Source organism: Nocardia sp. bgisy134 (genome assembly GCF_965341865.1).
GTDB lineage: Bacteria > Actinomycetota > Actinomycetes > Mycobacteriales > Mycobacteriaceae > Nocardia.
The window spans coordinates 43,872-70,684 of the sequence record NZ_CBDQZP010000003.1; the positions used below are offsets into that span (position 1 = coordinate 43,872).

Genomic DNA, 26,813 nt, shown 5'->3' on the forward strand with positions numbered 1-26,813 from the left:
ACAGCCGCGGGCCGTTCGTTCAGCGCGGCGCCGTCCCCTTCCCTCGACACGGTCCCACGCCAACCGCTCGACACGGCCCCACGCCAACCGCTCAGTGCGGTCACGCGCCATTCAGGCGGCACAGCCGTGCGCAATTCGTTCGGCACGGCTCCGCGCCATCCGCTTAGCGCAGTCCCAGGCCGCACGCTCAGTGCAGTCACGCGCCATTCAAGCAGCACAGCCGTGCGCAATTCGTTCGGCACGGCCCCGCGCCATCCGCTTAGCGCAGTCCCAGGCCGCACGCTCAGTGCGGTCACGCGCCGTTCACTACACGCGATCATGCGCTCAGCTCGCCGGACAACGGCAGCTCGGCAGGCACCGTGGACACCCGCTCGGGTTCGGCGACGGCGGCGGCCAGCGCACGCTCGATCCACGTCATCTCCCCCTCGCTCGGCACACCGCGCACGTCGGTGAGGAAGCTCTGCGCTACTTCGGTGTCGCGGCGGCCGTGCACCCGCTCACGGTAACGCAGCTCCGGGTTGCCGTCGGGGCGTACCCATTCCACGTGCACGGCGTGCGGGAAGCGCTCGCGCAACTTGCGCAGCGCGTCGATCGGACGGGCCTGATCGACGAGGGTCGCGGAGACGTAATCGTCGACGGCCGCGTCGTGCGCCGGGTCCGCGAGCAGTTCGTCCAGGGTCCCGGTGAGGCGGCTCAGCCCGCGCACCACCGGCAGGTCGCGCCGCTGCACGGCGGACAGGCCGCCGGCGTCGAGGTCGACGAGCCACACGGCCTTGCGATGCGAGCTCTCGGCGAACGAGTACGGCAGCGGCGAGCCCGAGTAGCGCACCGACCCGGACAGCGTCTGCGGCGAATGCAGGTGGCCGAGCGCCACGTAGTCGATGCCGTCGAACTCCGCGAGCGGCACCGTCTCCACCCCGCCGACCGAGATGGACCGCTCCGAACCGGTCGCCTCGCCGCCGACGACGAACGCGTGCGCGAGCACCACGGCGCGCGCGCCTGGCCGTGCCGCGAGATCGGCGCGAATCCGGCTCATCGCCGCCGCCAGGATCTCCGCGTGCGAACGCGCCTGCGGGACACCGAGTTCGGCGCGGGTGATCTCCGGCTCCAGATAAGGGATGCCGTAGCAGGCCACTTCGCCGTGCTCGTCGGTCAGCAGGACCGGCCGATCGGCGTCGGCGACGGTGGTGCGCAGGTACAGCCCGCCCGCCGCCGCGAAACTCGCGCCCGCGCCGAGCCGCGCGGGCGAATCGTGATTGCCCGAGGTCGCGACGATCACCGCGCCCGCGTCGCGAATCGCCTCGAAACCCCGGTTGCAGACCGCGATCGCGTCCGCGCTCGGAATCGACCGGTCGTAGACGTCGCCTGGCACCACCACCACGTCCACCGACTCGGCCGCCACCAGTTCGGCGATGGCGGCCAGCGAACGTGCCTGGTCGGCAAGCAGATCGACGCCGTGAAAGGTGCGCCCGATGTGCCAGTCCGAGGTGTGCAGCATCCGCATGGGCAGAAACCGTAGAGCCATCCACCGACAGTGTTCAATTTGCCGCGCCTGCGGCGCGGCGTGTTCGCGGCCCCCTATGTCTCGCGTCCGTGCGGCCGAGACTCGCGACTGCGTCGCATGCGCTTCGACCGCCCGGACGCGAGACGGCCGCGAACGGGCTCGGCAGGCTCGCCCCCGACATGGTTGGGAAAGTGCGGCCGTGAAGTGTGATTCGGTGCCCAACCGGCTGACGACACCGAATATGCGCTGCCTGGTTGCTCGGATGTCGGTGGCATGCGGCACCATCTGCGCTATGACCGCACCGATGCTCGTCGCGCTGCTGCTGGTGTTCGCCGCTGGATTCGGAGTGGGCTGGTTGGGGCATACCGCGCGGGCCGGGCAGCGGGCGGCCGTCGCGGAGGCGAGGCTGGCGGCCGCCACCGACAACGAGCGTTTGCTGCGGCAGTCGCTGCACGCCGCGAACGAGGATGCGGCGCGCAGGCATTCGCACGCCGTCGGCGCCATGGTGGAACCGCTGCGCACGGCGGTCGGCGCGCTCGAGCAGCACATCCAGCAGGTCGAACACCATCGCATCAACGCCTACTCGGGCCTGCGCGAGCAGGTGGCGACCATGCAGCGCACGTCACATCAGCTGTCCAGCCAGACCGGTCAGCTGGTCGCGGCCCTGCGGGCGCCGCAGGTGCGCGGGCGCTGGGGCGAGATCCAGTTGGAGCGCGTGGTGGAACTCGCCGGGATGACCAAGCACTGCGACTTCTCCACGCAGGTGAGCAAAGCGGTGCGCAGGGACGGCGGGCTGGACCGCACCGGTTCGGTGCGGCCGGATCTGGTCGTGCATCTGGCCGGGGAGCGGCACATCGTGGTCGACGCCAAGGTGCCGTTCACCGCGTACCTCGACGCCAGCACGGCCGAGGACCCGGACGCGCGCGCCGAGCTGCTGGTGCGGCACGCCAAACACCTGCGGGCGCACGTCGACCAGCTGGCCGACAAGGCGTACTGGGCAGCCTTCGATCCCGCGCCGGAGTTCGTCGTGCTGTTCGTGCCCGGCGACCCGTTCCTGGACGCCGCGCTCACCACGGATTCGGGACTGCTGGAGTATGCGTTCGGCCGCAACGTGATCCTCGCCACCCCGACGACGCTGATCGCATTGCTGCGCACGGTGGCCTTCGGGTGGCGGCAGGAGGCCGTGTCCCGCGATATGGCGACGGTTCAGCAACTGGGCAGGGAGCTGTCGGCGCGGCTCGGCATGACCGGCAGGCACCTGGACCGGCTCGGCGACCGACTCGGCAAGGCGGTGGACGCTTTCAATTACGCGGTCGCTTCGGTGGAATCGCGGGTCATGGTCACCGCGCGCAAACTGCACGAGCTGGAGATAGCCGAACAGGAGGCGCCCGCGATCCAGCGGGTGGACTCCCGCCCCCGCGCCGTGGCGTTCGCCGACGCCGACGATTAGACGTATCGCTCCGGCCGTGCGCGGCATGCCGACGGGACGCCAGTTAACGGAGCAACGGCCCCGCCGTAACCCGACCGAACGGTGCGGCAGTTAGTGTTCATGGCGTGGCTGCTACCCAACGTGTGCGATCCCGGGTGCCCGCGCCGCAACGTTCGGTCCTGCCTTCGGTGCCGGGAGTCCCGGCCTGGGGAGCAGTCCTGATCGCGGTCGCGTGCACGTTGCTGGGCTTCCTGATCGATGCCGTCGGCGACAGCGCCGAGCTCACCGCCAGCTTCGCCGCGCTGTATATCGCCGGCTGTGTCGCCGCGGTGCTCACTGTGCGGTTCCGCGGGATCTTCACCACGATGGTGTTGCCGCCGCTGTTGCTCTTCCTCGCGGTTCCGCTGGCCTATCAGCAACTGACCGGCCGGATCTCCACCGGACTCAAGGACATCCTGCTGAACCTGGCCATCCCCCTGGTGAACCGGTTCCCGACGATGATTCTCGCCACCGCGCTGGTGCTGGCCATCGGCGGCGCGCGCATCATGATGGTCAGGCGCGAGTCGGCCACGGAACGCTCGAAGGAGGCTCGCCGCGGTTCGAGTTGGGGGCGCAGCGCCGTGAAGCGTCGAGACGAGGACGAGCCCGCCGAGCCTGCCCGCCGCCGCTTGCGGCGACCACAGCAGGAGGTGGAGGAGGACCCGGTGACCGACAAATACGAACCGCCTCGCCCCGGTCGCCGTCCGTCCAATGCCGTCGCCGACGCCCCGCCCCGGGTCGGCGCGAACGGCCGAGGCCGCGATGGCAGACCGGCCGGGCGCGGCCAGCGTCCGTCGGCGGTGTCGCGCCCGGAGGCCGAACCCCAGCGCGGCGCCCGCGGCCGGGCCGAGGTGCCGCCGCATCCGCAGCCGAATGTGCGCTACCGCGAACGCGATTCGAGCAGCACCCAGCGGCGCAAGCCGGAAAGCCTCTGAGCGAGTTCGAAGCTCGGCGCGAGTTCGAAGCTCGGCGACCGATCGCTCAGCGTTCGGCGGTCGATTTTGTTCAGCGCCGAGTGGTGCGCAGTTCCCTCGGCAGCGAGAAGACCAGCGTCTCGTTGGCGGTGGTCACGGGCTGCACGTCGGCGTAGCCGTGTTCGGCGAGCATGTCCAGCACACCGCGCACCAGAATTTCCGGCACCGACGCGCCGGAGGTGATGCCGACCGTGCGCACGCCTTCCAGCCAGGCCGGGTCCACCTCGCGGGCGAAGTCGACCAGGTGCGAGGCCCGCGCGCCCGCGCCGAGCGCCACCTCGACCAGCCGCACCGAGTTCGAGGAGTTGCGCGAGCCGACCACGATGACCAGATCGCATTCCGGCGCCATCGCCTTCACCGCGACCTGGCGGTTCTGGGTGGCGTAGCAGATGTCGTCGCTGGGCGGGTCCTGCAGCGCGGGGAAGCGTTCGCGCAGCCGCTGCACCGTCTCCATCGTCTCGTCGACGCTCAGTGTGGTCTGCGAGAGCCAGATGACCTTGTTCTCGTCGCGCACGGTGACGCGGTCGACGGCGTCCGGCCCGTCGACCAGCTGGACGTGATCGGGCGCCTCGCCCGCGGTGCCCTCGACCTCCTCGTGGCCCTCGTGGCCGATCAGCAGGATGTCGAAATCGTCGCGCGCGAACCGCTTGGCCTCCTGGTGCACCTTGGTGACCAGCGGGCAGGTGGCGTCGATGGTGTGCAGATCGCGGGCCGCGGCGGCCTCGTGCACGGCCGGGGAGACGCCGTGCGCGGAGAACACCACGACCGCGCCGTTCGGCACCTCGTCGGTCTCGTCGACGAAGACGACACCGCGGTCGCGCAGCGTCTCCACCACGTGCCTGTTGTGCACGATCTCCTTGCGCACGTAGATCGGCGCACCGTGCTTCTCCAGCGCCTTCTCCACCGTTTCCACCGCGCGGTCGACGCCCGCGCAGTATCCGCGCGGCTCGGCTAGCAGCACACGCTTACCACCGTCGGCATCGGCGGTTCCGGCGCCCGCCGAGCGGGCGATTCCGACGTTCAAAGGGATGGCCGAAGACATGTCCCCCAGAATACGTGCGCGCGGCCGGTCCCATGATGGCGGTCGAGCCTGATCGGCCTTCACCGGATAGTTGAGTCACAATCTGTCTGTGACAGCGAATGACAACGTAACCAGCGAACACTCCGGAGGATCCGTCCCGGGCCTGGACGGACGAAGGTCCGGACATCGCACACTAATTCTTTGCAGATCACGCGGTATCGGGCAGGCTATGACCATGTTCCGACCTCCGTTTCTGGCCCGGGTCGCCGCCGGGGCCGCCGTCTACGCCCTCGAAGAAACCCGTCGGCTACCGACGGCCGCGATGAACTTCCCGATCACCGCGATCAGCCAGATGCTGCAGACCACCATGCACGTGCAGCAGTTCGTGACCAGCCTCGCTCTCAAGGGCGACGCGGTGTTCGAGCGGCTGTCCAACAGCCCGGTGGAACAGCCGGAATGGGCGACGTTCGACGAGGATCTCGGCGCCGAGCAATCCTCCGGCGACGACGTGACGACCGCGGGCCGCACCAGCCGCTTCGACCTGTACACCGCCGACGAGCCGACGGCGAGCTCCACCAACGGGTATGTCGCCCCCGTGCAGAGCATCACAGTGCCGGAGATCACCGACCCCGAGCCCGCCGAGGAGACGGCTTCCGCCGAGACGCCGTCCGCTTCGGACGAGCAGGCCGAGGTCGCCGAGCCGGAGGTCGCCACCCGCTACGACTACGCCACCATGACTCTCGCCCAGTTGCGCGCGCGCCTGCGCATGCTGACCGTCGAGGACCTCACCGCGCTGCTCGACTACGAGCAGCAGACCCGCGCCAGGGCGCCGTTCGTGACCATGCTGACGAACCGGATCGCCACCGTCCGGGCCCAGTGACCGCACCCGCGACGACCTCGCCGATGGTTGGCCGGGCTCGGTCCGGCCAACCCCGCCGCGTATACCTGTCCGTATGACACAGAGCGGTCAGCAGTCGTCCGCCGAGGCAGGCGCGGCATCCGCCAACTCCGCCGAGCATCCGTGGCCGGTGCGCTCCGTGGCCGTGAAGGTCATGCAGTGGATCGACCGGCTCGGCTCCATCTGGGTGGAGGGTCAGATCACCCAGATCAACGTACGTCCCGGAGCGCGCACCGCGTTCCTGGTGCTGCGCGACCCGTCGGCCGACATGTCGCTCCAGGTGACCTGCGACCCCGACCTGCTGCGCCGCTCCCCGACCCCGCTGCAAGAGGGCAGCCGGGTGGTGGTCTACGGCAAACTCACCTACTTCACCGGCCGCGGCACCCTGTCGTTGCGTGTCATCGAGATCCGGCCCGTCGGGGTGGGCGAGCTGCTCGCCCGCATCGAGCGGCTGAAGGCGCTGCTCGACGCGGAAGGCCTCTTCGATCCCCGGCTCAAGCGGCCGATCCCCTTCCTTCCCCGCACCGTCGGCCTGATCACCGGCCGGGCCAGCGCCGCCGAGCGCGACGTCCTGACGGTCGCCAGGAACCGTTGGCCCGCAGTGTGTTTCGAAGTGCGCAATACCGCGGTGCAGGGTCCGACCGCGGTGCCGCAGATCCTGGACGCACTGACCGAACTCGACCGCGACCCCGCCGTCGATGTGATCGTGCTCGCCCGCGGCGGCGGCAGCGTCGAAGACCTGCTGCCCTTCTCCGACGAGGCGCTGTGCCGCGCCATCGTGGCGGCGACCACCCCGATCGTCAGCGCGATCGGCCACGAACCCGACAACCCGCTCACCGACTACGTCGCCGATCTGCGCGCCGCGACGCCGACCGACGCGGCCAAGCGCATCGTGCCCGACGCCGCCGCGGAACTGTCCGGCGTGCGTGACCTGCGCGCCCGTTCGGCCGCCGCGCTGCGCGGCTGGGTGGAGCGCGAGACCCGCGCGCTGGCCCAGCTCCGTTCGCGCCCGGTGCTGGCCGACCCGCTGCGCGAGATCGATCGGCGCGGCGAGGAGATCGAACGGCTGCGCGCGTCGGCGCGGCGCTGCGCCGATCACGCGGTCCGCACCGAGGCCACCGCGACCAGGCACTTGCGCGAGAAGCTCACCGCCGTGGGTCCGGCCGCGACGCTGGCCCGCGGTTACGCTGTCGTACAGCGCGTGACCGGCGCCGAACGGCACGTCGTACGCAGCATCGAGGACGCGCCCGCGGGTAGTCAGTTGCGCATCCGGGTCGCCGACGGCGCCGTGACCGCGGCCGCGCTCGGCACCCAAGCGCTCGGGGCGCGCACGCCGAGCGCACGCACCGCGGATTCCGGCGCCCGCCGGGACGACGAGGAACGCACAGGAGGGAACTGACCTTGGCCGAAGCCGGCAAGGACGAGCTGGCCGAGATCGCGAGCTTCGGCTACGAACGCGCCCGCGACGAACTGGTGAACGTGGTCAAGATGCTCGAACAGGGCGGTATGGACCTCGACGATTCGCTGGCGCTGTGGGAGCGCGGCGAGGCGCTGGCCAACCGGTGCGAGGAACACCTGGCGGGCGCGCGCAAGCGGGTCGAGGACGCGCTCGCGCGCGCCGCGGCCGACGAGGAGTGACCCCGAGGTTCGGACACCCGCAAGGAGGAGCTGTGACCATCCGCCGCGCGACACCCGATATCTGCACCGACGACATGGAGCGCAGCCGCGATTTCTACCGGCTGCTCGGCTTCGCCGAGGCGATGGACCTCGGCTGGGCCGTCACCATGGCCTCGCCCGCCAACCCGACCGCCCAGGTGCTGCTGATCGGGCCGGAGGTGGAGCAGCCACAGCCCGGCATGAGCGTGGAGGTCGACGATGTCGACTCCGTGTACGCGGCGATGACCGCGTCGGGCGCCGACATCGTCTACGAACTGCGCGACGAGCCGTGGGGCGTGCGCCGATTCTTCGTCCGCGATCCGAGCGGAACGATCGTCAACGTCGTCAGCCACGCGTGAGCGCGGGCGGTCGCCCAGTGCGAATCAGCTCAACGCCCCAGCACGAATCGGCCCAGCGCCCAGCGCGAATCAGCCCACGCGCCAGTGCGAATCAGCTCAACGCCCCAGCGCCTGATCGACCTCAGCGTCCGATCGACCTCAGCGCGCCAGCGGCTGAGCGGCCGTGACCGCCTGGGCCAGCGTCTCGAACGCCGCCTTGTTCCCTGCCCCCGTGATCAACACGCGCACACCGCCCAGGTCGGCGATCCACGCCGTCTCCTCGGTCGGCTCGGCGTAGACGACCCACTTCTGGTCACCGATCTTTTCCGCGCCGCTGGCGTAGCGCGAGCCGAGCACGAAGCGCGCGAGCGACTCCTCGGTGGCGCTGCTCTGGGTCAGCTGCATGTAGGTGCCCTGCCCGGTGATGTAGCCGACGGTGCTGACCGGGCCGCCGCCCGCACCGGTGACGGTGTCGCGGTTTCCCGAGTTGGGAGTCCACTCGGCGGGCACGCTCGGATTGCGGATCGGGAACGCGAGCGTGCGCGCGTCGGTCTTCAACGCCGCGTTCACGTCGAAGTGGGGGATCTGGCCGGGCGTCGGCCCCTTGGCGGCGAAGCTGCACTGGCTGGCCAGCGCGGCGAAGACCACGGCGATCAGCACCAGGGGGATCAGCGAGAAGAACAGATCCTTGTAGTCGTGCAGGATGCGTGGCTTTTGGTAGGACACGCTCCCAGTATCCACTCGGTGGCCGGGTGCGCGGCCGGGCACCCCCGTGGCCTGGACCAGGGGTGCAGGACGCGCGACCATGAAATGAGACAATCGTCCCGTACGCACGAACCGAGGGAGGCACCCCGCCATGACGGCATCTTCGCCCGCACCAAGCCGCCGCGAGGCGCCGGACCGCAACCTTGCGCTCGAACTGGTCCGGGTGACCGAAGCAGGAGCCATGGCCGCCGGGCGCTGGGTCGGCCGCGGCGACAAGGAGGGTGGCGACGGTGCCGCCGTGGACGCGATGCGACAGCTGGTCAGCTCGGTTTCCATGCGCGGCATCGTGGTGATCGGCGAGGGCGAGAAGGACGAGGCGCCCATGCTGTACAACGGCGAGGCCGTGGGCGACGGCACCGGCCCGGAACTCGACTTCGCGGTCGACCCGATCGACGGCACCACGCTGATGTCGAAGGGCTCCCCCGGCGCGATCTCGGTGCTCGCGGTCGCCGAACGCGGCGCGATGTTCGACCCGTCGGCGGTGTTCTACATGCAGAAGATCGCGGTCGGCCCCGACGCCGCCGACGTGATCGATATCTCGGCCCCCATCGGCGAGAACATCCGCCGGGTGGCCAAGGCGAAGAAGTCCGCGGTGTCCGACCTGACCGTCTGCATCCTGGACCGGCCCCGGCACGCCGACCTCATTCAGGAGGTCCGCGACGCGGGCGCCCGCATCCGCCTGATCTCCGACGGCGACGTCGCGGGCGCCATCGCGGCGGCCCGCCCGGATTCCGGCACCGACATCCTGGTCGGCATCGGCGGCACGCCGGAGGGCATCATCGCCGCGGCGGCCATGCGCTGTATGGGCGGCGAACTGCAGGGCATGCTGGCTCCGAAGGACGACGAGGAGCGGCAGAAGGCCATCGACGCGGGACACGACCTGGACCGGGTGCTCACTACCCAGGACCTGGTGTCCGGCGACAACGTCTTCTTCTGCGCGACCGGCGTCACCGACGGCGACCTACTACGCGGCGTCCGCTACTACGGTGGCGGCGCCTCCACCCAGTCGATCGTCATGCGCTCCAAGTCGGGCACCGTCCGCATGATCGACGCCTACCACCGCCTGACCAAGCTGCGCGAGTACTCCTCGGTCGACTTCCACGGTGACGAGCACGCGGTCCCGCCGATGCCCTGATCCGCTTTCCCGCACGGCCGCATCCGGACCTCCGGGTGCGGCCGCTCGCGTATAGGGGACTCTCGGGCGAACTGGCCGCCCTGTGCTCGTGTGAGCACTGCCGACGGCGCTGGGGCTGCCCGGTGGTGAGCCGTGACCCGGCGGCAGATCATAGGGGACGATGACTCGGTGGGGATCGAGTCCGACCGGGAATCACCGTCGAACACAACCGAACTCGTCGACGCACTGGCCGAGACAGCCGCGCGGGCCGGTGCGGGCTGCGCGCCGCCGGTGCTCGTGGTCGAGCGTGCCGATGTGCTCGTGGTGCGGGTCGGAGCGGTCGTCGTCAAGGCCCACTCGGTGGAAACCGATGCGGCAGCGTTGCTTTCCCGCCTTCGACTGGCGACCGCACCGCGCTGGCGCGAGATCCTGTTGCCGCCGTTGCCGATCGGCGACGCGCTTCTCACACGCCACGCGGGCCGGACGATCACCGCCTGGGCCTACGGCGAACCGGTCGACCCCCACGATCCAGACGCCGCGCCATGGGAAGCCGCCGCGACGCTGCTCGCCCGGTTGCACACGATGCCGGAACCCGGGCGGCGCGACCTGCCGGAGGCGGGCGGCCCTGCGCGCGTCCACCGCGCGATCCATCGACTGCGGGACGCCGGTGATATCGCGAACCAAGCGGCCGCGGCGATCGTGTGCCGAGCATTCGCCGCACTCCCCGAACAGACAGCGACCACCCGCACCCTCGTGCACGGCGACTTCCATCTGGGTCAGCTGGTGCGTGGGCCGTGTGGCGGCGACCCGTGGCGGCTCATCGACATCGACGACCTCGGCGTCGGCGATCCGGCGTGGGATCTGGCCCGGCCCGCCGCGCTCTTCGCCGCGGGCATTCTCGAGCCCGTGACCTGGCTTCGGTTCCTCGACGCCTATCGCGCCGCGGGCGGTGTCGCGGTACCGCGGGGCGCGGACGAGTGGACCGCGCTCGACCGTCCGGCGCGCGCCGTCGCGGTGCAGGCGGCCGCGCTGGCCGTGGTCGCCGCCGGACGCGAGGGACGCGAACTCGATGATCTGGACACGGCTTTGGTGGACGCGTGCCGACGGATAGCCATGGCATCGGACAGGTCATGACGCCCGCACAGGCGCCGGAAATCGACTAGCCTCGCCGGAATGCAGTGTCCGAAATGTCATGGATTGATGCAGACGTACAACCGCAGCGGTGTGCACATCGAACAGTGCGGTAACTGCCGGGGGATCTTCCTGGACTACGGCGAGCTGGAGAACCTCACCCGGCTCGAGGCGGGCTACGCCGCACCGCCGCCGCCCCCGGCCGCTCCCGCTCCCGCGTGGGGCGCGCCCGCTCCGCACTACGGGCATGGGCACCACCATCGGCACAACTCCTTCGGCAAGATGCTGTTCTCCTCCTGACGTCGGCGTCGCCGGTTCGGCGGACGGTATTCCGCCGGACCGGTGTGGGATTCCGCTCAGGCGTGGCGGCCCCACGGCGTCCTCGTGCGGCATAGGGTCGGAAATATGACCGAGGAGACGCAGTACCGCATCGAGCACGACACCATGGGCGAGGTACGGGTCCCGGCGAACGCGCTGTGGCGCGCGCAGACCCAGCGGGCCGTGGAGAACTTCCCGATCAGCGGGCGCGGCCTCGAGCGCGCGCAGATTCGCGCGCTCGGACTGCTCAAGGCCGCGTGCGCCGAGGTGAACAAGGATCTCGGCCTGCTCGACCCCGTCAAGGCGAACGCGATCATCGCCGCCGCAGGCGAGATCGCCGCAGGCGAGCACGACGACCAGTTCCCGATCGATGTCTTCCAGACCGGTTCCGGCACCAGCTCCAACATGAACGCCAACGAGGTGATCGCCTCGATCGCCAAGGCCAACGGCGTCGACGTGCACCCCAACGACGACGTGAACATGTCGCAGTCGTCCAACGACACCTTCCCCACCGCCACGCACGTCGCGGCGACCGAGGGCGTCATCAAGGATCTGGTTCCCGCGCTCGAGCATCTGCGACTGGCGCTGCTGGACAAGTCCGAGGAGTGGCGCACCGTGGTGAAGTCGGGGCGCACCCACCTGATGGACGCCGTCCCGGTGACGCTCGGCCAGGAGTTCGGCGGCTACACCCGCCAGGTCGCCGCGGGCATCGACCGCTTGATGGCGACGCTGCCGCGCCTCGGCGAGCTGCCGATCGGCGGCACCGCGGTGGGCACCGGCCTCAACGCGCCCGCCGGTTTCGGCGCGAAAGTCGTTGCGGAACTGGTGAAGTCGACCGATATCGACGCCTTGACCGAGGCCGTCGACCACTTCGAGGCGCAGGCCGCGCGCGACGGTCTCGTCGAGCTGTCCGGCGCGCTGCGCACCGTCGCGGTGAGTCTCACCAAGATCGCCAACGACATCCGGTGGATGGGATCCGGCCCGCTCACCGGCCTGGCCGAACTCCAGCTGCCCGATCTGCAGCCGGGCAGCTCGATCATGCCGGGCAAGGTGAATCCGGTACTGCCCGAGGCGGTCACGCAGGTGGCGGCGCAGGTCATCGGCAACGACGCGGCGATCGCCTTCTCCGGCGCGAACGGCGCCTTCGAGCTCAACGTCTACATCCCGGTGATGGCGCGCAACGTGCTCGAATCGATTCGCTTGCTGGCCAACGTGTCCCGGCTCTTCACCGACAAGTGCGTGCGCGGCTTGACCGCCGACGTGGAGCGGCTGCGGACGCTGGCCGAGTCCTCCCCCTCCATCGTCACACCGCTGAACTCGGCCATCGGCTACGAGGAGGCGGCCGCGGTGGCCAAGGAGGCGTTGAAGGAGAAGAAGACCATCCGGCAGACGGTGATCGATCGCGGTCTGCTCGGCGACCGGCTCACCGAAGCCGAGCTCGACCGCCGCCTGAACGTGCTGTCCATGGCCAAGGTGGAAGACGAGAAGTAGACGCACGGTGCGCCGGGCGGATCGAAACCGCCCGGCGCACTACGTGATTCAGGACCCGCGAAATCAGGCGGGCGAGACCACGCGCAGGTGCTCCAGTTCGGCGCGGGCCTGCTCGCCCTCGAGACCGAGGTCGGTCCGGTCGAAGACGTTCCACCGGCGCAGCAGCGGCGCGAAGACCAGTTCGCCCTCTTTGGCGCGATCGTAGATGCCCGCTTCGGCCAGCACCTCGTCGCTGCCGCGGCCGTCCGGCAGCGCGACGGCGGGCACCTCGAAACCGGCGACCCGGTCGGCGATCGCGCGCATCGTCTGATCGGGCGCGATGGCGAACGCCGCGGCGACCAGGTCGGCGAAGAACTCCGACTGCAGCTCGTCGTCGGCCGCGATGCGCGCGGCGATGGCGGTGACCATCGGGTTCTCGTTCAGCGCGGCGATATTGCGGTGCCGGATCCCGGAGGCGGCCTCCTCGAACGCACAGCTGGCGAGGATGTCGAGCAGATGCAGGGCCGGACGGCGGAATCCCGCCGTCATGTGTGCCATCCGCTGCCGTTCCAGGTCCACCGGGTCCACCGACCTGGTCACCATCAGGTAGTTGCGGATCAGGATCTCGTGCCGGTTCTCCTCGGCGGTCCAGCGACCGACCCAGCGCCACCACGAGCCGGTGCGCAAGTGCTTGCCGATCTCCCGGTGGTAGGAGGGCAGGTTGTCCGCGATGAGCACGCTGACGGTCAACGCCACCTTGGCGAGCTCGCTGAGCTCGGACTGCTCAGGGGTCCAGTCCTCGCCGCCGAGGAAGGCGAAGTTACGGCCGTCGTCCCACGGGACGTAATCGTGCGGCTGCCACCCGTCGGCGACGGCGATGTGGCGCCGCAGATTCAGTTCCACCTCATCCGCGAGCGCCTCGAGCAGCTCACGGTCGGTCAAGAGATTTTGCACGATGACAACCTAGCCGTTCGGCCCGCGCCGCGGGACTCTACCGATGGGAATGGGAACGGCGCCCGAGCCGCGCTGGTGCGCGATCTCGGGCGCCGTGTCGATTCACTATTTCATGGTGACGGTGATCTGCCCATTCACCCAGGTGATGGTCCCCCCGCTGAACTCGGTCTGCTTGCCGCCGGGGATGTCGGTCTCGTCGCTGACCGGGTAGCCGAGCTCACCCGCGGCGCCGCCGTTCTCCTCCCACGCCTTGCGGATCTCGCCCCACACGATGTGCGGCTCGCCGTCCTCGGGCTCGTAGATGGTGCCGCCGACGAAGTCCTGGTACTTGCCGTTGTTCGGGGCGTTCTCCACCGGCTCCAGTGGCGCACCGAGCGGGCCGGTCGGGCCGCCCGCCGCCATGTACTTGTCGTAGATGTCGCCGGAGACGGTCACTTCGGCGCCGCCCGCGGTGGGGATCTTGGTCTCGTCCGGGGTCTCGTCGCGCTCCGGGGTCCCGGTGCCCTGGGTGCCGTGCGCCTCGCTGTGCGTGGTGGCCATCGCACCGGTCGTCGTCATGCCGATGGTGGGGGTGGTCAGGACCGACTTGGAGTCGCTGTCGTTGTCGTCACCGCAACCCGCGACCAGCAGTGCCGCGGCCGCCAGTGCGATGGTGAATCCAGCCGTGCGTCGAGCGTGGTGCATCAATCGTCCCCTCTCGAGTGTGGCTCCGACGGCGCCCTGACACCGGCGCCGCGCGTAGCCTAGGCCGATGTTCGGCAACAGTCCGGCGAATCGCTTCGCGACGCGCCGGACTGCTGCTCAACTGGTAACTCGGCGGATATTACCCACTCGATGTGAGACGAAACACACCCCGAGTATTAGCTCAGGGTGTGTTTGCGCCCCTGCTCATGCGTTCGGGCCGTACTCCTCCAGCATCTCGGTGACCAGCGCCGCGATCGGCGAGCGCTCGCTACGGGTCAGCGTGATGTGCGCGAAAAGCGGGTGTCCCTTGAGCTTTTCGATCACCGCGGCCACGCCGTCGTGCCTGCCGACGCGCAGGTTGTCGCGCTGGGCCACGTCGTGGGTGAGCACGACGCGCGAACCGGTGCCCAGTCGGCTGAGCACCGTGAGCAGCACGTTGCGTTCCAGCGACTGCGCCTCGTCCACGATCACGAAGGAGTCGTGCAGCGAGCGACCGCGAATGTGGGTGAGCGGCAGCACCTCCAGCATGTCGCGGCTGAGCACCTCCTCCATCACCTCGGGCGAGGCGAGGCCGTCGAGGGTGTCGAAGACGGCCTGCGCCCACGGACCCATCTTCTCGCTCTCGCTGCCGGGCAGGTAGCCGAGGTCCTGGCCGCCGACCGCGTAGAGCGGACGGAACACCACGACCTTGCGCTGCGTGCGCCTTTCGAGCACCGCCTCCAGACCGGCGGTCAACGCCAGCGCCGATTTGCCGGTGCCCGCCTTGCCGCCGAGCGAGACGATGCCGACGCTCTCGTCCATCAGCAGATCCAGCGCGATGCGCTGTTCGGCCGAGCGCCCGTGCAGCCCGAAGGCCTCACGCTCGCGCACCAGTTGCACGCGCTTGTCCGGGGTGACCCGGCCCAGCGCGCTCGAGCTCGTGCCGAGCAGCCGGATTCCGGTGTGGCAGGGCAGTTCCCGCGCCTCGTCCAGGTCGATCACCGACTCGGCGTAGAGCTGATCGATCCGAGTGGAGGAGACGTCGATCTCGACCATCCCGGACCAACCGGAGGTCACCACGTCCTGCGCGTGATATCCGTCGGCGTGCAGACCCACCGCGCTCGCCTTGACGCGCAGCGGAATGTCCTTGGACACCATGACGACCTGGCGACCTTCGGCCGCGAGATTCAAGGCGCAGGCCAGGATCCGGGAATCGTTGGTTTCGGTGCGGAAGCCCACCGGCAGAACCGTGGGGTCGGTGTGATTGAGTTCCACCTGCAGCGTTCCGCCCTCGGTGCCGATCGGCACCTGCTCGTCCAGCCTGCCGTGCCGCAGGCGGAGGTCGTCCAGGTTGCGCAGGGCTTCCCTGGCGAACCAGCCCAGTTCGTGGTGGTGCCGTTTGGCCTCGAGTTCGCTGATGACGACCAGCGGGAGGACGACATCGTGCTCGCCGAACCTGGTGAACGCCCAGGGATCGGAGAGCAGGACCGAGGTGTCGATGACGAACGTCTTGGCACCGGGAGTGTGGGAGAGCGAGGGGCGGGCCCCCTTGGTGTCCGAAGAGACAGCGGCGCGCTTTCCTGTGCCAGCGGAACGGGAGGAGTGCGCCGAGGGGGCGGGAACGGAGCGTGCAGCAGTCACGGTGGGCTCCTTTTGTGTCCACACGGCACCCGCGTGGACGATCTCGCTGGACCGGTCCGTCCTTCTGGATCCGACTTGCGTCAGATGCCACGAGGGCCGGGTGCCGGCCCCCTCGTACTGAGTAGCTCAGTCACGGTCAGGACCTCCCGTACGAACCACACCGACGCGGTCCGCATCTCCGAAGTTACCGCCGACTGGCCGGTCTGCGCTCGGGGACCGTGAGGCGTGTCGGTGAAGATCCCGTTAACGCGCGCCTCAGCTCGGCCGCCGGATCTGTTGTCGCCGCAGCTCACCGGAGGCGAACCGTCATCTACGCCCCGGCCATTCGCGGGTTTTCGCCAGAATGCGTCCAGCCCTGCGGACCGCCTCCGTTCCGGCTATGCGCGGGGTCTTCGGCGGACTTCACCCGGCTGCGCCGACCAGGCGCACCTCCGGCTTCAGTTCCGGCAATGCGCGAGATTTTCGACGGACTTCGCCCGCCTGTGCCGACTAAAGTCGAAGCATGGCCGGTAACGAGGAATTCGAGAACCTGTCGTCCAAGGAGCTGCACGACCGGGCGGTGCGGCTGGCCGTGCGCCGCGGTGACATCAAGTACCTGTGGCAGCTGCTCACCCGCATTCCCGCCGCCGAGGCCGCCGCCGGGAACGTCGGCGACAGCGAGGCGGACATCAAGTACGTGCTGCCGCTGCTCGACAATTACATCCACGCGGGCGACGGCGCGGTGGCCGAGCAGCTGCGGCCGTTCTACCTGGACTACCTGATCGCGCATTCGTGACAGCACGGCCGCGGGCAACGCGGCCGCGACCGTCCGGCAATCGGCGCCGAAAGCCGCTGCGCCCCGGGCGAATCGATAACGGCGAGCGTGGATTCAGTGGCGGGCGAACACGGCGCGGAAGAGTCCGACGGCGGTACCGCGCAGGAAATTCTCCCAGCTGAAGTGGTCGTGCCACAGCGCGATTCGGCCGTCGCGCAGTGCGAAGGTGCCGGTCACCCAGAACCCGATCTCCACCCGGCCCAGGCGCAGGTAGTCGGTGCGGTCGGTGAGCACGATGTCACCGTCGCCCGCGATGTGGTGTATGTCGACCCGGAAGCCGAACACCGGCCGGTCGAGCCCGCGCAGCACGCCGCCGACGCGTTGGATGCCGCGCACGTCCGGTAGCGAGGTGTTCTTCCAGACGATGCCCGGGTCGAGCAGTTCCAGCGCCTCGCCGACCGCGCCGAGCTCCAGCGCGGCGAAGAATTCCCGCACGGTGGTGATGGCGTCCTGCTGCAGTTCGGGTTCGTCGTCGGACATGCTTCGACTCTAGGCCCTGTGTCGAGGTCCGGCCGGATGCCTTCGTGAATCGGATCGTCGCCTGGCAAGGCGGAGGACCTATGCCGCCGGGCCGCCCGCTGTGGTGTCGGCGGCCCGGCGCGCCACCAGGACCGCGAGGCCGTCGAGGACGCGCTCGATCCCGAAGGAGAGTGCGTCACCCGGGTCCTGTGTGTAGGGCGGGTGCGCCGCCTCCTCGGCGAAAGCCGCCTTGACCGCGGGATAGCGATCGGCGGCCGCGTCCATCGTCTCGGCGAACTGCCGGACCACCTGCTCGGCGAGATCCGTGTCGCCGACGGCGCCGACCTGCTGGGCGAGGCTGCGCACGTGGCCGTTGAGCAGGACCACGGTGTCCAGCCGCTCGGGCCCGGTGAGCCCCATGCCGTCCATCGCGGTCACGGCGGCCTCCAGCCAGCCCATCTCGTTGGGGCCGATCGGGCGCGCTCCGACCGCGACCTCGATCGTCCACGGGTGCGCGCGGTAGCGCTCGAAGATGGCCAGCGCCCAAGCGCGCAGGGCCGCCCGCCAGCGCTCGGGACCGGAGGCGTTCCCCGGCGGTTCGGGCGGCTCGCCCATCGCGGCGTCGAGCATCAGCGCGATGAGCTGCTCCTTGCCGGGCACGTACCGGTACAGCGACATCTTCGTGTAGCCGAGCCGCTCGGCGAGGCGCTGCATGGACAGGTTGGCCAAGCCCTCGGCATCGGCGAGCGCGATGGCTTCGCCGACGATCCCGCCCAGCGTGAGCGAGGGCTTGGGCCCGCGCCGCGGCGGCTGCCTGGTCCCCCACAGCAGTTCGACGGTGGTCGGTGACGGCATTGGCGAATCCTCCAGGACTGACGGGTTGACCCGGAACTGTGTCTACCATACGCTGATCTGCGTCCGCCGGAAACAGAATACGTCGGACGCAATTCCTATCTCAGGAGAGATCATGCGCAACCTGTCCGTTCTCATCTCCGGCGCCGGGATCGCGGGCCCCTCGCTCGCGTACTGGCTGCGCCGCTACGGCTTCGCCGTCACCGTGGTCGAGCGCGCCGCCGCGCCGCGCCCCGGCGGGCAGGCCATCGATTTCAAGGGCCGCACGCATCGCACCGTGCTGGAGCAGATGGGCGTCTGGGACGAGATCCAGGCGCACCGCACCGGCGCCTCGGACGTCGTGTTCGTCGACGAGCGCGGCACGCGGCTGGCCGTCATGTCCGGCGATTTCACCGGCGGCGACGTCGAGATCCTGCGCGGCGACCTGGCCGAAATCCTGTACCGCCGCAGCGCGAGCGACTGCGAATACGTCTTCGGGGATTCGATCACCGGACTCACCGAGACCGCCGACGGCGTGCAGGTGACCTTCGAGCGCGGACCGGCGCGCACCTTCGATCTCGTCTTCGGCGCCGATGGAATCCATTCCCGGGTCCGGAGTCTGGCGTTCGGGCCGGAGCGCGACTTCGTGCGGCACCTCGGGCACTACTACTGCGTCGCGGGCGCGAGCCCGTGGAGCGACTCGGCGACGCCGCGCGAGCGCGCCGTCGCCTTCGGCTACAACGCGCCCGGGCTGCTCGCGATCAGCGGCGGCTCCAAGGCACAGCAGCTCTATCTGTTCGCCGCACCGGAACTGGAATACGCGCGCGACGACGTCGACGCCCAGCGGCGCATCATCGCCGAGCACTACGCCGGATTGGGCTGGGAGGTGCCGCGGATGCTCGCCGAACTCGCCGAGTTCGACGACGTGTACCTCGATTCGATGGGCCAGGTGCGGATGGACAGCTACACCGCGGGGCGGGTCGCGCTCGTCGGCGACGCGGCGTACGGAAACACGCTGGGCGGCTTCGGAACCGGGCTCGCGGTGGTCGGCGCGTACGTGATCGCGGGCGAACTCGCGCTCGCCGATGGTGACCACGCCGCGGCCTTCGCGCGCTACGACGAGATCATGCGCCGATACGCCAAGATCGCGGGCAACTCCAGCGCAGGCCGGTTCCTCGCGCCGACCACCGCTTTGGGTATCCGGCTGCGCAACTGGTTCCTGGAATCGCGGCTCTTCTCGCTGATGACGAAGTACGGCGACAACGCCGCCAACGACATCGACCTGCGCGACTACCCCGCCCTGCTGGCCGCCCGCTGAACGGATTTCGCGAGTTTCGGTGGAACCGCGCCGGGCTCGGGCGCGTCTATTAGGTTCAAACAGCACTGACGGAAGGGGCCACCGCGATGGCAGTGCATGGCACCGACGGCCGCGCGATCACCAATCCCGAGAACGCGCAGAGCTTTTCCCACGCGGAGATCAAACAAGCCGCGGACCGAATGAATCCCGCCGGGCTGGCGAGCGCCCACGCCTCATGGTCCGCGCTCTCCGCCGCGGTCGGCACGGCGAGCGAACAGTTCGGCTCCGCGCTGCAACGCGCGGTCGAGCAGCGGTGGGAGGGCGCGGCGGCCGATGCGGCGGTGCGCGGCGTCCGCGACTTCGTCGCGCAGCTGGGGGAACTGGGGGCGGCGCTGGGCCGACAATCCGAGCCACTCACGGCGGCGGGGAGCGCCGCCGCCGAATTCAAGGCGGCTATACCGGATGCGGCGGCCGGGAATTCGACGGCGCCCGAGGAGCGCAACGGGCGCGAGGAGCAGGCGCGCGACGACATGCACAGGCTCTACATCCGGCCGTACGGCGCGACGGCGCCGCGCATTCCGACGCTGCCGTCGCCGGTGGGTCCGAGCGGCGGGGGAATGATGGACGGACTGCTCGGCGGAGGTGGGCGTCCGGGGTCCTCGTCCGGGGCGGCGCGGCCGGATGGAGCGCATCCGGTGACCGATTCGGAAGCGGCGGAGGGGGTTTCGGGGTCGCATCGCGACGAGGTGGTCGGCTCGTCGACGTCGTCGGGACAAGGGGCCGACGGGCAGGCATCCACCGGGGTTCAGCCCGGTGCGGGTGCACAGGGTGATCGAACCGGCAACGGAGCCCGACCGGAGGCGGGAGACCCGATCTGGAGCGGTGCGCAACCGGGGAACGGCGCACAGTCCGACCCTGGTGCGCAACCGGAGCCCGGCAAACCGCCCGAGTCCCATGCGCAGCCCGAGGGCGACGCGCCGCCGCCCGATACCGGAAACCGACCCGGTGGTGGAGGCGAGCCCGAGGGCGGACCGCCTTCGGATACCGGAGCGCACGGGTCGGCGGTGACCAAGCCGGAGACCGGCCAGGGAGACGAATCGGAACCGTCACCCGGCGCGAACGCTCAACCGCATGCCGATACGGATTCCGTCGCCGCGCAGTCTGTCTCGTCGCCGACAAGCACCCCATCGGCACCGCCGTCCCCCTCGCCCGCACCTTCCTCGTCACCCACGCCTTCCCCCGCACCTGTCTTCTCGACGCCGACCACTCCCCTCGCACCCACCGCCCCGCTCGGCGCATCCCCCGTCGCGAGTCCGCCGTCTCCCCTCGCTTCCGCCACGCTCCACGAAACCTCCGCCCGACCCGCCGCGCCCGTCCCACTCGGATCCACCAGCGCTCCGGCGACGCCGCCACCCGGGCCCGGCTCCTCGGTACCCGCCCAACCCGCGGCCGCCCCGAACTCCGCACCGCCGTCGGGCGTTCCGGCCCGTCCGGGCGCTCCCGGTGCCACCGGCTACGCGGGCGTGATGCCGTCCGCTCCCCGGACCCGCACCGAGGAGGACGGCGAACACCGGACGGCGCGGTACCTGCGTTCCGAGGAGCACGGCCAAGAACTGATCGGCGAGACGCCCAAGACCGTCCCGCCCGCTTTGGGAGCCGACTGATGGCGCAGTGGACACTCTCGGCCGAACAGTTCGCGGCGGTGTGGTTCGGCACCGGTCTGGATCGGATGCCCTTCCCCTTCCGCTTCACCAGCCGCTACCCCGGCCTCCGCGAGTACCAGGCCTTCCAGCGCGATTTCCGCACCGAGCTGGATCACGACGAGCACATGCCGCTGCGCCGCGCCATCGGTGTGCTGGCCCGACCCGATTGGCGCATCGAGCTTTTCGGCATCGACAACCGGCGGGGCGGCGCCGAGCTGCGCGCCATTGGCTGCGCGCACCGGGGCGGTTCCGGCGTCGTCGCGTTGCAGAACCCGGCGCCCGACGGCGGGAAGATCCGCCTGCGCCGCTGCCGAACCGACCAGCTCGCCACCGAACTCGTCCGGCTGCTTCCCGACCACGAACCGGGGACCGTCGCCGAAAGGACCTATCTCCTGGACGATCTCGCCGACGACCGCCCCGACCCCTTCGGCTCGGCACCGGCCGCCGGGACCCGGGACCGCTACCGCCGCTTCTGGCGGCAGTCGTGCACCACCCGAGGCACCGTCACCGTTCTGCTCGGCCCCCGCAACGCCGACCCACTGCGCACCGGCAAACTCCGCTGGATCGACACCGACGACGGGCGCTACTGCGAGATCCCCGCCAACCGCGCCCTCATGATCCGCCCCGGCTCCAGCGCCGACATCGGCCGCTACCTGGACGAATCGATCATCCGAGCGCGGGCCCGCATGGACGGGTAGCCATTCGTCACCGAGCCCGTCCGCAATCGTGACGACCAGTGCGATGGCCTCGGTCGACAGCCGGGTCAGGTAGCTGCGTCGGCGCTCTTGTCGGTGGCCACGTCACGAGCTGTTGCTGGGGGCAGGGTGGCGGAGGCGAGGATCGCGAGTTTGTCGGCGTCGTCGCTTCCGGTGTCGGCGTGGTACATGACGAGCATCATTCCGTTGGTACTGGTGATGAGGAGCTTCTCGCGGTTGAGAACCAGGCGGCCGACCTGGGGGTGGTCGAAGCGCATGAGCGTGCCCTGTCGCGGTTTGACGTCGTGCCGGGCCCAGAGCCGGAGGAAGCGGGGGCTGGCGAGGGAAAGTTCGCCGACGAGCTCGATGAAGCGGGGATCGTCGATGTCGGTGCCGACCGACTGTCGGAAGCCCGCGATCAGACCCTCGGTGGCGATCTCCCAGTCCGGGAACAGGGAGCGCTCGGCGGGGTCGAGGAACACGTCGCGCAGCCTGTTGGCTCCGACCGTGAGGCGCGGCGACAGCGCCGTGGCCAGGGGATTGGCGGCGAGGACGTCGAGGTAGCGCCCTTCCACGAACGCTGGCAGCGGAAGAGTTCCCAGAAGCTTCACGATGCTGGGCGGCACGGTCTCCTTGACCGGTCGCCGCCGGCGTCGGGGCTTGTCGGCGGCGAGCCCGAGCAGGTAAGCGCTGGTGTCCTCGTCGAGTTGCAGTACGCGGGAGATGGATTCGAGGACCTGGACCGAAGGCTTGCGGTCGCGGCCTTGCTCGAGGCGCAGGTAGTAGTCGGCGCTGATGCCGGCGAGCATGGCGACCTCCTCGCGGCGCAGGCCGGGGACCCGCCGCACACCCAGGACGGGGATCCCGACCTGCTCAGGGGTCACGAGCTCGCGGCGGGCGCGCAGGTAATCGCCCAGCAAGTTCTGTTCACCGGTCACGTCCCCACCGTAATCCGCGAGGCCGGAACGTGACTGGTCCTGACACCCCCAGGAACGCGAAGGCGCTGGCTGTCGGCCTGCCCGACACGGAACATGGCGGTTATGACCCAGCAACTCGTGCTTGTCACCGGCGGATCGGGCTTCATCGCCGGTCACTGCATTCTCCAACTCCTCGAACAGGGCTACCGCGTGCGCACCACGGTCAGGTCCCTGCGCCGCGAGCCCGCTGTGCGATCCGTGCTCACCGACGCGGGCATGGCGAGCGGCGACAACTTGAGCTTCGCCGCCGCCGACCTCACTGACGACGCCGGCTGGGCCGAAGCCGTCGCCGACGTCGACTTCGTACTGCACGTCGCCTCCCCCGTCCAACCCGGACACGTCCACATCGAGGACGACCTGGTCCTCCCCGCCCGCGAAGGCGCCCTGCGAGTCCTGCGCGCCTCCCGCGACGCCGGTGTCGAGCGCGTCGTCCTCACCTCCGCGTTCCACGCCGTCAGCTGGGGCCACCCGCACGACGGCCACGTCTTCACCGAGGCCGACTGGACCCTCCTCAACGGCCCCGGCGTCGACGCGTACGCCAAGAGCAAGACCCTCGCCGAGCGTGCCGCCTGGGACTTCATCGACGCCGAGGGGGGTTCGATGGAACTGTCCACGTTGCTCCCCGTCGCAACGATGGGGCCTGTCATGGGCGCGGACGTCTCGGGTTCGAACCACCTCATCCAGGCGCTACTGGGCGGCGAAATGCCTGGTCTCCCAAACCTTTTCATCCCGATCGTCGATGTACGCGACGTGGCCGCGGCACATATCCTGGCGATGACGACGCCGGAGGCCGCCAGCCAGCGCTTCCTGCTCTCGAACGGGCCGGCGATCCCGATGAAGGAGATCGCCGCCATCATCAGGGCACACCTCGGCGACGCAGCCGACAACGTCCCGACCCGCAACATCCCGAACATCATCGTGCGGATCGGCGCCGTGTTCTCCACACAACTGCGTTCTGTCGCGCCCGACCTCGGCTACGCCAAGAAGACCTCCAACGAGAAGGCCCGCCGCGTACTGGGCTGGCGGACGCGCAACCCCGAGGACGCCATCATCACCGCCGCGCAGAGCATGACAGCGAAAAACCTGGTGAAAAAGCAGTGAAGAGGACCGCCCCGGCGCCCTGGCTGCACACAAATTGCACCGCCGCCACCAGCGCCGGCAACCGACAGGAACGACCCGCATGAGCAAGCAACAACGCGCCCGGCTCGACGCGATGCTCCGACAGCCCCGACCGCAAGGCCCGCAATCGGTCGAGGCGTTCCGAGACCGATTCAAGGCGACGATGGACCAGATGATCATCCCGGGTGGCCTCCGCACCACGCGGACGACGCTCGGTGACCGACCCGCACTGCACGTCGAGCCGGACAACAACCCACGCCCCGCAACGATCCTGTACTTCCATGGCGGCGGCTGGGTGGCCGGTTCCCCCCAGACCGCGCTCTCGTTGACCGGGAACCTCGTGGCCAAGACCGGGTTCAGGTCGTACTCACTGGACTACCGGCTCGCCCCTGAGCACCCGCTCCCAGCCGCGATCGACGACGCACTCAGCGCCTACCGCGCCCTCCTCGACAGCGGGCACGATCCCTCGGCCATCGCGTTCGCCGGAGACTCCGCCGGCGGCGGCCTCACCGTCACCACCTGCCTCGCCGCCCGCGACGCAGGACTCCCGCTACCCGCCGCGATCGTCGCCTTCTCCCCATCCCTCGACGCCACCGGGTCGGGCGAGAGCATGGACACCAAAGCAGGTATCGACCCGATCTTCACCCGTGAGTACCTCGAGGAAACCATCGCCCCCCTCTACCTCGCCGGGCAGGACCCACACCAGCCGATGGCGAGCCCGGCCCTGTGCGCCGACCCGACAGGTCTCCCGCCGATGCTCCTCCAGGCCGGTACCAACGAGGTCCTCCTGGACGACTCGACCCGTATGGCCGCTCGCGCCCGCGACGCCGGCGTGAACGTGATCCTCGACATCACCGCCGACGTGCCCCACGTCTTCCAGTCCTACGCCGGCGTTCTCGACGAAGCCGACCAGGCACTCGAGCGCGCAGCCCTCTTCCTGACCCAACACATCCGCAGCAGCAACACAGCAGCCACGCCACCACGGTCAGCGTGACCCACGGCGATCCCGCGTCAGTTCCGACAGCGCAGCGAAAGGCGAACGCCCCCACGGTGTCCCGTGAGGGCGTTCGCCAAAGGCACGGCTCAGCCGAGCAGGCGCCAGTCCTCCAGGCCCTGGTAGAGCGGCACGCTCTGGGCCAGCTTGGTGACGCGGCCGCGCAGGGTCTCGACGTCGGAGCCGCCGACCAGTGCGGTGGCGATGGTGTCGGCGACCTCGGTGAACTCGGCGTCGCCGAAGCCGCGGGTGGCCAGTGCGGCGGTGCCGATGCGCAGGCCGGAGGTGACCATCGGCGGGCGCGGGTCGAACGGAACGGCGTTGCGGTTCACCGTGATACCGATCTCGTGCAGCAGATCCTCGCCCTGCTGGCCGTCGATCGCGGAGTTGCGCAGGTCGACGAGCACCAGGTGCACGTCGGTGCCGCCGGTGAGCACGCTGATGCCCTTGTCCTTGACGTCGGCGCCGTTGAGGCGCTCGGCCAGGATCTTGGCGCCCGAGAGGGTGCGCTCCTGGCGGTCACGGAACTCGTCGGTGGCGGCGATCTTGAACGCGGCGGCCTTGGCGGCGATGGCGTGCATGAGCGGGCCGCCCTGCTGGCCCGGGAACACCGAGCTGTTCAGCTTCTTGGCGAACTCCTGCTTGGCCAGGATCAGGCCGGAACGCGGACCACCGAGGGTCTTGTGCACGGTGGAGGAGACGACGTCGGCGTAGGGCACCGGGGAGGGGTGCAGACCGGCGGCGACCAGACCGGCGAAGTGTGCCATGTCCACCCACAGGTAGGCGCCCACCTCGTCGGCGATCTCGCGGAATGCGGCGAAGTCCTGGTGACGCGGGTAGGCCGACCAGCCCGCGACGATCACCTTCGGCTGTGCCTCCAGCGCGATCTTGCGGACCTCGTCCATGTCGACGCGGTGGTCTTCCTTGCTCACCCCGTACGAGTGCACCTCGTAGAGCTTGCCGGAGAAGTTCAGCCGCATGCCGTGAGTCAGGTGACCGCCGTGCGCGAGGTCGAGGCCGAGCAGCTTCTCACCCGGGTTCATCAGCGCCATCAGCACCGCGGCGTTGGCCTGCGCACCGGAATGCGGCTGCACGTTCGCGAATTCGGCGCCGAACAGTTCCTTGACGCGGTCGCGGGCGAGGGTCTCGACGACATCGACGTGCTCGCAGCCACCGTAGTAGCGACGGCCCGGGTAGCCCTCGGCGTACTTGTTGGTCAGCACGCTGCCCTGTGCCTGCAGCACGGCGCGCGGCACGAAGTTCTCCGAGGCGATCATTTCCAGGGTGTCGCGCTCGCGGGCGAGCTCGCCTGCCATCGCGGCAGCGAGCTCGGGATCGAGCTCACCGAGGGACTGGGTATTGACAGAGGCGGTCGTCTGCGTCACGGGCCTCAGTCTATTGGGGCCTGGTCGGGCTTCCGGCAGGGGGTTGGCGGTCCGTTCACCCGGCGCGGAGCAAGATCACGAGGTTGTCCCGTACATCGTCGAGCGGGCGGGTCGATTTCGTCGCGCGCGCCTGGACGATCGCACCCTCCACGGCGCTGATCACGAAGCTCGCCAGTGAGCTCGCTCGCGCGGCGTCGACGCCGCGGTTCGTCAGGGCGGCGGCCAGCACTTCGGTCCAGCCCGCGAAGGCGATGCCCGCGGCGGCCTGCACACCGGGCTCGGATTCGGCCAGCGCGGCGCCGACGACCGGACAACCGGCGACGAAGCCGCTGGACTCCAATGCCTGCTTCCACCAGCCGACCAGCGCGCCGACCCAGCCCTCCGGCTCGCCGGTCCGGGTCAGCGCTTCGATGACGGCCGACATCCTGCGGCCCGCCACCTCGGTCGCGGTCGCGACCAGCTCGCTCTTGCCCGAAGGAAAGTGCTGGTAGAGCGAGTTGCGCGAGGTATTGCTCCGGTCGAGCAGCGCGGCCAGCCCTGCGCCGTGCACACCCTGCTCACGCACCAGTTCGATGGCGCCCTCGATCAACCGCGCGCGCGGACCCTGCGTCATGACCTTCCTCT

27 protein-coding genes are annotated in these 26,813 nt (G+C 69.9%); 16 read left to right on the top strand and 11 right to left on the bottom strand.

Annotated features, from left to right (window positions below):
- Positions 1 to 316: 316 nt before the first annotated feature.
- The gene (locus ACRWNM_RS06820) at positions 317 to 1,504 is read right to left on the bottom strand and encodes an exonuclease SbcCD subunit D (protein ID WP_431965369.1); all 1,188 of its coding nucleotides are present in this window, start codon (positions 1,502 to 1,504) and stop codon (positions 317 to 319) included.
- Positions 1,505 to 1,796: 292 nt separating this feature from the next.
- On the opposite strand from ACRWNM_RS06820, the gene ACRWNM_RS06825 reads away from it, so the two are divergent.
- A complete protein-coding gene (locus ACRWNM_RS06825; protein ID WP_431964626.1) occupies positions 1,797 to 2,954 on the top strand; it encodes a DNA recombination protein RmuC in 1,158 nt (385 codons plus the stop codon).
- A gap of 104 nt (positions 2,955 to 3,058) precedes the next feature.
- Positions 3,059 to 3,907: a DUF6542 domain-containing protein gene (locus ACRWNM_RS06830; protein WP_431964628.1), complete on the top strand. Its 849-nt coding sequence runs from the start codon at positions 3,059 to 3,061 to the stop codon at positions 3,905 to 3,907.
- 70 nt (positions 3,908 to 3,977) lie between these two features.
- Here the strand turns inward: ACRWNM_RS06830 and ACRWNM_RS06835 are convergent, their stop codons facing one another.
- The gene (locus ACRWNM_RS06835; protein WP_431964630.1) at positions 3,978 to 4,988 is read right to left on the bottom strand and encodes a 4-hydroxy-3-methylbut-2-enyl diphosphate reductase; all 1,011 of its coding nucleotides are present in this window, start codon (positions 4,986 to 4,988) and stop codon (positions 3,978 to 3,980) included.
- A gap of 214 nt (positions 4,989 to 5,202) precedes the next feature.
- Between ACRWNM_RS06835 and ACRWNM_RS06840 the strand changes: the two genes are divergently transcribed.
- The 4 genes from ACRWNM_RS06840 (at position 5,203) to ACRWNM_RS06855 (ending at position 7,880) form a co-directional block, all read left to right on the top strand.
- Positions 5,203 to 5,847, top strand: coding sequence for a lipid droplet-associated protein (locus tag ACRWNM_RS06840; RefSeq protein ID WP_431964632.1), 645 nt, complete (start codon positions 5,203 to 5,205; stop codon positions 5,845 to 5,847).
- A gap of 73 nt (positions 5,848 to 5,920) precedes the next feature.
- Positions 5,921 to 7,264, top strand: a complete 1,344-nt coding sequence (gene xseA, locus ACRWNM_RS06845) for an exodeoxyribonuclease VII large subunit (RefSeq protein WP_431964634.1) — start codon at positions 5,921 to 5,923, stop codon at positions 7,262 to 7,264.
- Positions 7,265 to 7,266: 2 nt separating this feature from the next.
- On the top strand, positions 7,267 to 7,503 hold the full coding sequence (locus tag ACRWNM_RS06850; protein WP_431964636.1) for an exodeoxyribonuclease VII small subunit: 237 nt from the start codon (positions 7,267 to 7,269) through the stop codon (positions 7,501 to 7,503).
- A 32-nt stretch (positions 7,504 to 7,535) separates the two neighbouring features.
- Positions 7,536 to 7,880 (top strand): VOC family protein, encoded by a 345-nt coding sequence (locus ACRWNM_RS06855; RefSeq protein ID WP_431964638.1) that lies wholly within the window; start codon positions 7,536 to 7,538, stop codon positions 7,878 to 7,880.
- A 138-nt stretch (positions 7,881 to 8,018) separates the two neighbouring features.
- Here ACRWNM_RS06855 and ACRWNM_RS06860 read toward each other — a convergent pair whose 3' ends face one another.
- On the bottom strand, positions 8,019 to 8,585 hold the full coding sequence (locus tag ACRWNM_RS06860) for a DUF4245 domain-containing protein (protein ID WP_431964640.1): 567 nt from the start codon (positions 8,583 to 8,585) through the stop codon (positions 8,019 to 8,021).
- Between the two features lie 130 nt (positions 8,586 to 8,715).
- Between ACRWNM_RS06860 and glpX the strand changes: the two genes are divergently transcribed.
- The 4 genes from glpX (at position 8,716) to ACRWNM_RS06880 (ending at position 12,678) form a co-directional block, all read left to right on the top strand.
- A complete protein-coding gene (gene glpX / locus ACRWNM_RS06865; RefSeq protein WP_431964642.1) occupies positions 8,716 to 9,759 on the top strand; it encodes a class II fructose-bisphosphatase in 1,044 nt (347 codons plus the stop codon).
- Positions 9,760 to 9,927: 168 nt separating this feature from the next.
- Positions 9,928 to 10,872 carry a phosphotransferase family protein gene (locus tag ACRWNM_RS06870; RefSeq protein WP_431964644.1) on the top strand — a complete coding sequence of 315 codons (945 nt, stop codon included), beginning with the start codon at positions 9,928 to 9,930 and terminating at the stop codon, positions 10,870 to 10,872.
- A 39-nt stretch (positions 10,873 to 10,911) separates the two neighbouring features.
- Positions 10,912 to 11,169: a zf-TFIIB domain-containing protein gene (locus tag ACRWNM_RS06875; protein WP_431964646.1), complete on the top strand. Its 258-nt coding sequence runs from the start codon at positions 10,912 to 10,914 to the stop codon at positions 11,167 to 11,169.
- Between the two features lie 105 nt (positions 11,170 to 11,274).
- Complete coding sequence (locus ACRWNM_RS06880; protein WP_431964648.1) at positions 11,275 to 12,678, top strand: class II fumarate hydratase; 1,404 nt, start codon at positions 11,275 to 11,277, stop codon at positions 12,676 to 12,678.
- A 63-nt stretch (positions 12,679 to 12,741) separates the two neighbouring features.
- On the opposite strand, the gene ACRWNM_RS06885 is transcribed toward ACRWNM_RS06880, so the two are convergent.
- The 3 genes from ACRWNM_RS06885 to ACRWNM_RS06895 form a co-directional block, all read right to left on the bottom strand.
- Positions 12,742 to 13,611: an acyl-ACP desaturase gene (locus ACRWNM_RS06885; RefSeq protein WP_431964650.1), complete on the bottom strand. Its 870-nt coding sequence runs from the start codon at positions 13,609 to 13,611 to the stop codon at positions 12,742 to 12,744.
- A gap of 105 nt (positions 13,612 to 13,716) precedes the next feature.
- On the bottom strand, positions 13,717 to 14,295 hold the full coding sequence (locus ACRWNM_RS06890; protein WP_431964652.1) for an LGFP repeat-containing protein: 579 nt from the start codon (positions 14,293 to 14,295) through the stop codon (positions 13,717 to 13,719).
- A gap of 204 nt (positions 14,296 to 14,499) precedes the next feature.
- Positions 14,500 to 15,774 carry a PhoH family protein gene (locus ACRWNM_RS06895; RefSeq protein WP_431965371.1) on the bottom strand — a complete coding sequence of 425 codons (1,275 nt, stop codon included), beginning with the start codon at positions 15,772 to 15,774 and terminating at the stop codon, positions 14,500 to 14,502.
- Positions 15,775 to 16,417: 643 nt separating this feature from the next.
- Between ACRWNM_RS06895 and ACRWNM_RS06900 the strand changes: the two genes are divergently transcribed.
- Positions 16,418 to 16,690, top strand: coding sequence for a hypothetical protein (locus ACRWNM_RS06900; protein WP_357452528.1), 273 nt, complete (start codon positions 16,418 to 16,420; stop codon positions 16,688 to 16,690).
- 93 nt (positions 16,691 to 16,783) lie between these two features.
- Here ACRWNM_RS06900 and ACRWNM_RS06905 read toward each other — a convergent pair whose 3' ends face one another.
- The gene (locus tag ACRWNM_RS06905) at positions 16,784 to 17,209 is read right to left on the bottom strand and encodes a limonene-1,2-epoxide hydrolase family protein (RefSeq protein WP_431964654.1); all 426 of its coding nucleotides are present in this window, start codon (positions 17,207 to 17,209) and stop codon (positions 16,784 to 16,786) included.
- 78 nt (positions 17,210 to 17,287) lie between these two features.
- On the bottom strand, positions 17,288 to 18,043 hold the full coding sequence (locus tag ACRWNM_RS06910; protein WP_431964656.1) for a TetR/AcrR family transcriptional regulator: 756 nt from the start codon (positions 18,041 to 18,043) through the stop codon (positions 17,288 to 17,290).
- 112 nt (positions 18,044 to 18,155) lie between these two features.
- On the opposite strand from ACRWNM_RS06910, the gene ACRWNM_RS06915 reads away from it, so the two are divergent.
- The 3 genes from ACRWNM_RS06915 (at position 18,156) to ACRWNM_RS06925 (ending at position 21,717) form a co-directional block, all read left to right on the top strand.
- Positions 18,156 to 19,337, top strand: a complete 1,182-nt coding sequence (locus ACRWNM_RS06915) for an FAD-dependent monooxygenase (protein ID WP_431964659.1) — start codon at positions 18,156 to 18,158, stop codon at positions 19,335 to 19,337.
- A gap of 86 nt (positions 19,338 to 19,423) precedes the next feature.
- Complete coding sequence (locus ACRWNM_RS06920; protein ID WP_431964661.1) at positions 19,424 to 20,980, top strand: hypothetical protein; 1,557 nt, start codon at positions 19,424 to 19,426, stop codon at positions 20,978 to 20,980.
- Positions 20,980 to 21,717: an ESX secretion-associated protein EspG gene (locus ACRWNM_RS06925; protein WP_431964663.1), complete on the top strand. Its 738-nt coding sequence runs from the start codon at positions 20,980 to 20,982 to the stop codon at positions 21,715 to 21,717. Before ACRWNM_RS06920 ends, ACRWNM_RS06925 begins: the two co-directional genes overlap by 1 nt.
- Positions 21,718 to 21,782: 65 nt before the next feature.
- On the opposite strand, the gene ACRWNM_RS06930 is transcribed toward ACRWNM_RS06925, so the two are convergent.
- Positions 21,783 to 22,652, bottom strand: coding sequence for a helix-turn-helix domain-containing protein (locus ACRWNM_RS06930; protein ID WP_431964665.1), 870 nt, complete (start codon positions 22,650 to 22,652; stop codon positions 21,783 to 21,785).
- Between the two features lie 102 nt (positions 22,653 to 22,754).
- Between ACRWNM_RS06930 and ACRWNM_RS06935 the strand changes: the two genes are divergently transcribed.
- Together ACRWNM_RS06935 and ACRWNM_RS06940 are read left to right on the top strand one after the other, a co-directional pair.
- Complete coding sequence (locus ACRWNM_RS06935) at positions 22,755 to 23,792, top strand: SDR family oxidoreductase (RefSeq protein WP_431964667.1); 1,038 nt, start codon at positions 22,755 to 22,757, stop codon at positions 23,790 to 23,792.
- A gap of 79 nt (positions 23,793 to 23,871) precedes the next feature.
- Positions 23,872 to 24,804 carry an alpha/beta hydrolase gene (locus tag ACRWNM_RS06940; protein WP_431964669.1) on the top strand — a complete coding sequence of 311 codons (933 nt, stop codon included), beginning with the start codon at positions 23,872 to 23,874 and terminating at the stop codon, positions 24,802 to 24,804.
- Positions 24,805 to 24,893: 89 nt separating this feature from the next.
- Here the strand turns inward: ACRWNM_RS06940 and glyA are convergent, their stop codons facing one another.
- Both glyA and ACRWNM_RS06950 read right to left on the bottom strand, forming a co-directional pair.
- Entirely contained in the window at positions 24,894 to 26,189 is a 1,296-nt protein-coding gene (gene glyA / locus ACRWNM_RS06945; RefSeq protein WP_431964671.1) for a serine hydroxymethyltransferase, read from the bottom strand.
- A gap of 55 nt (positions 26,190 to 26,244) precedes the next feature.
- A complete protein-coding gene (locus ACRWNM_RS06950) occupies positions 26,245 to 26,802 on the bottom strand; it encodes a TetR/AcrR family transcriptional regulator (protein WP_431964673.1) in 558 nt (185 codons plus the stop codon).
- Positions 26,803 to 26,813: the final 11 nt, after the last annotated feature.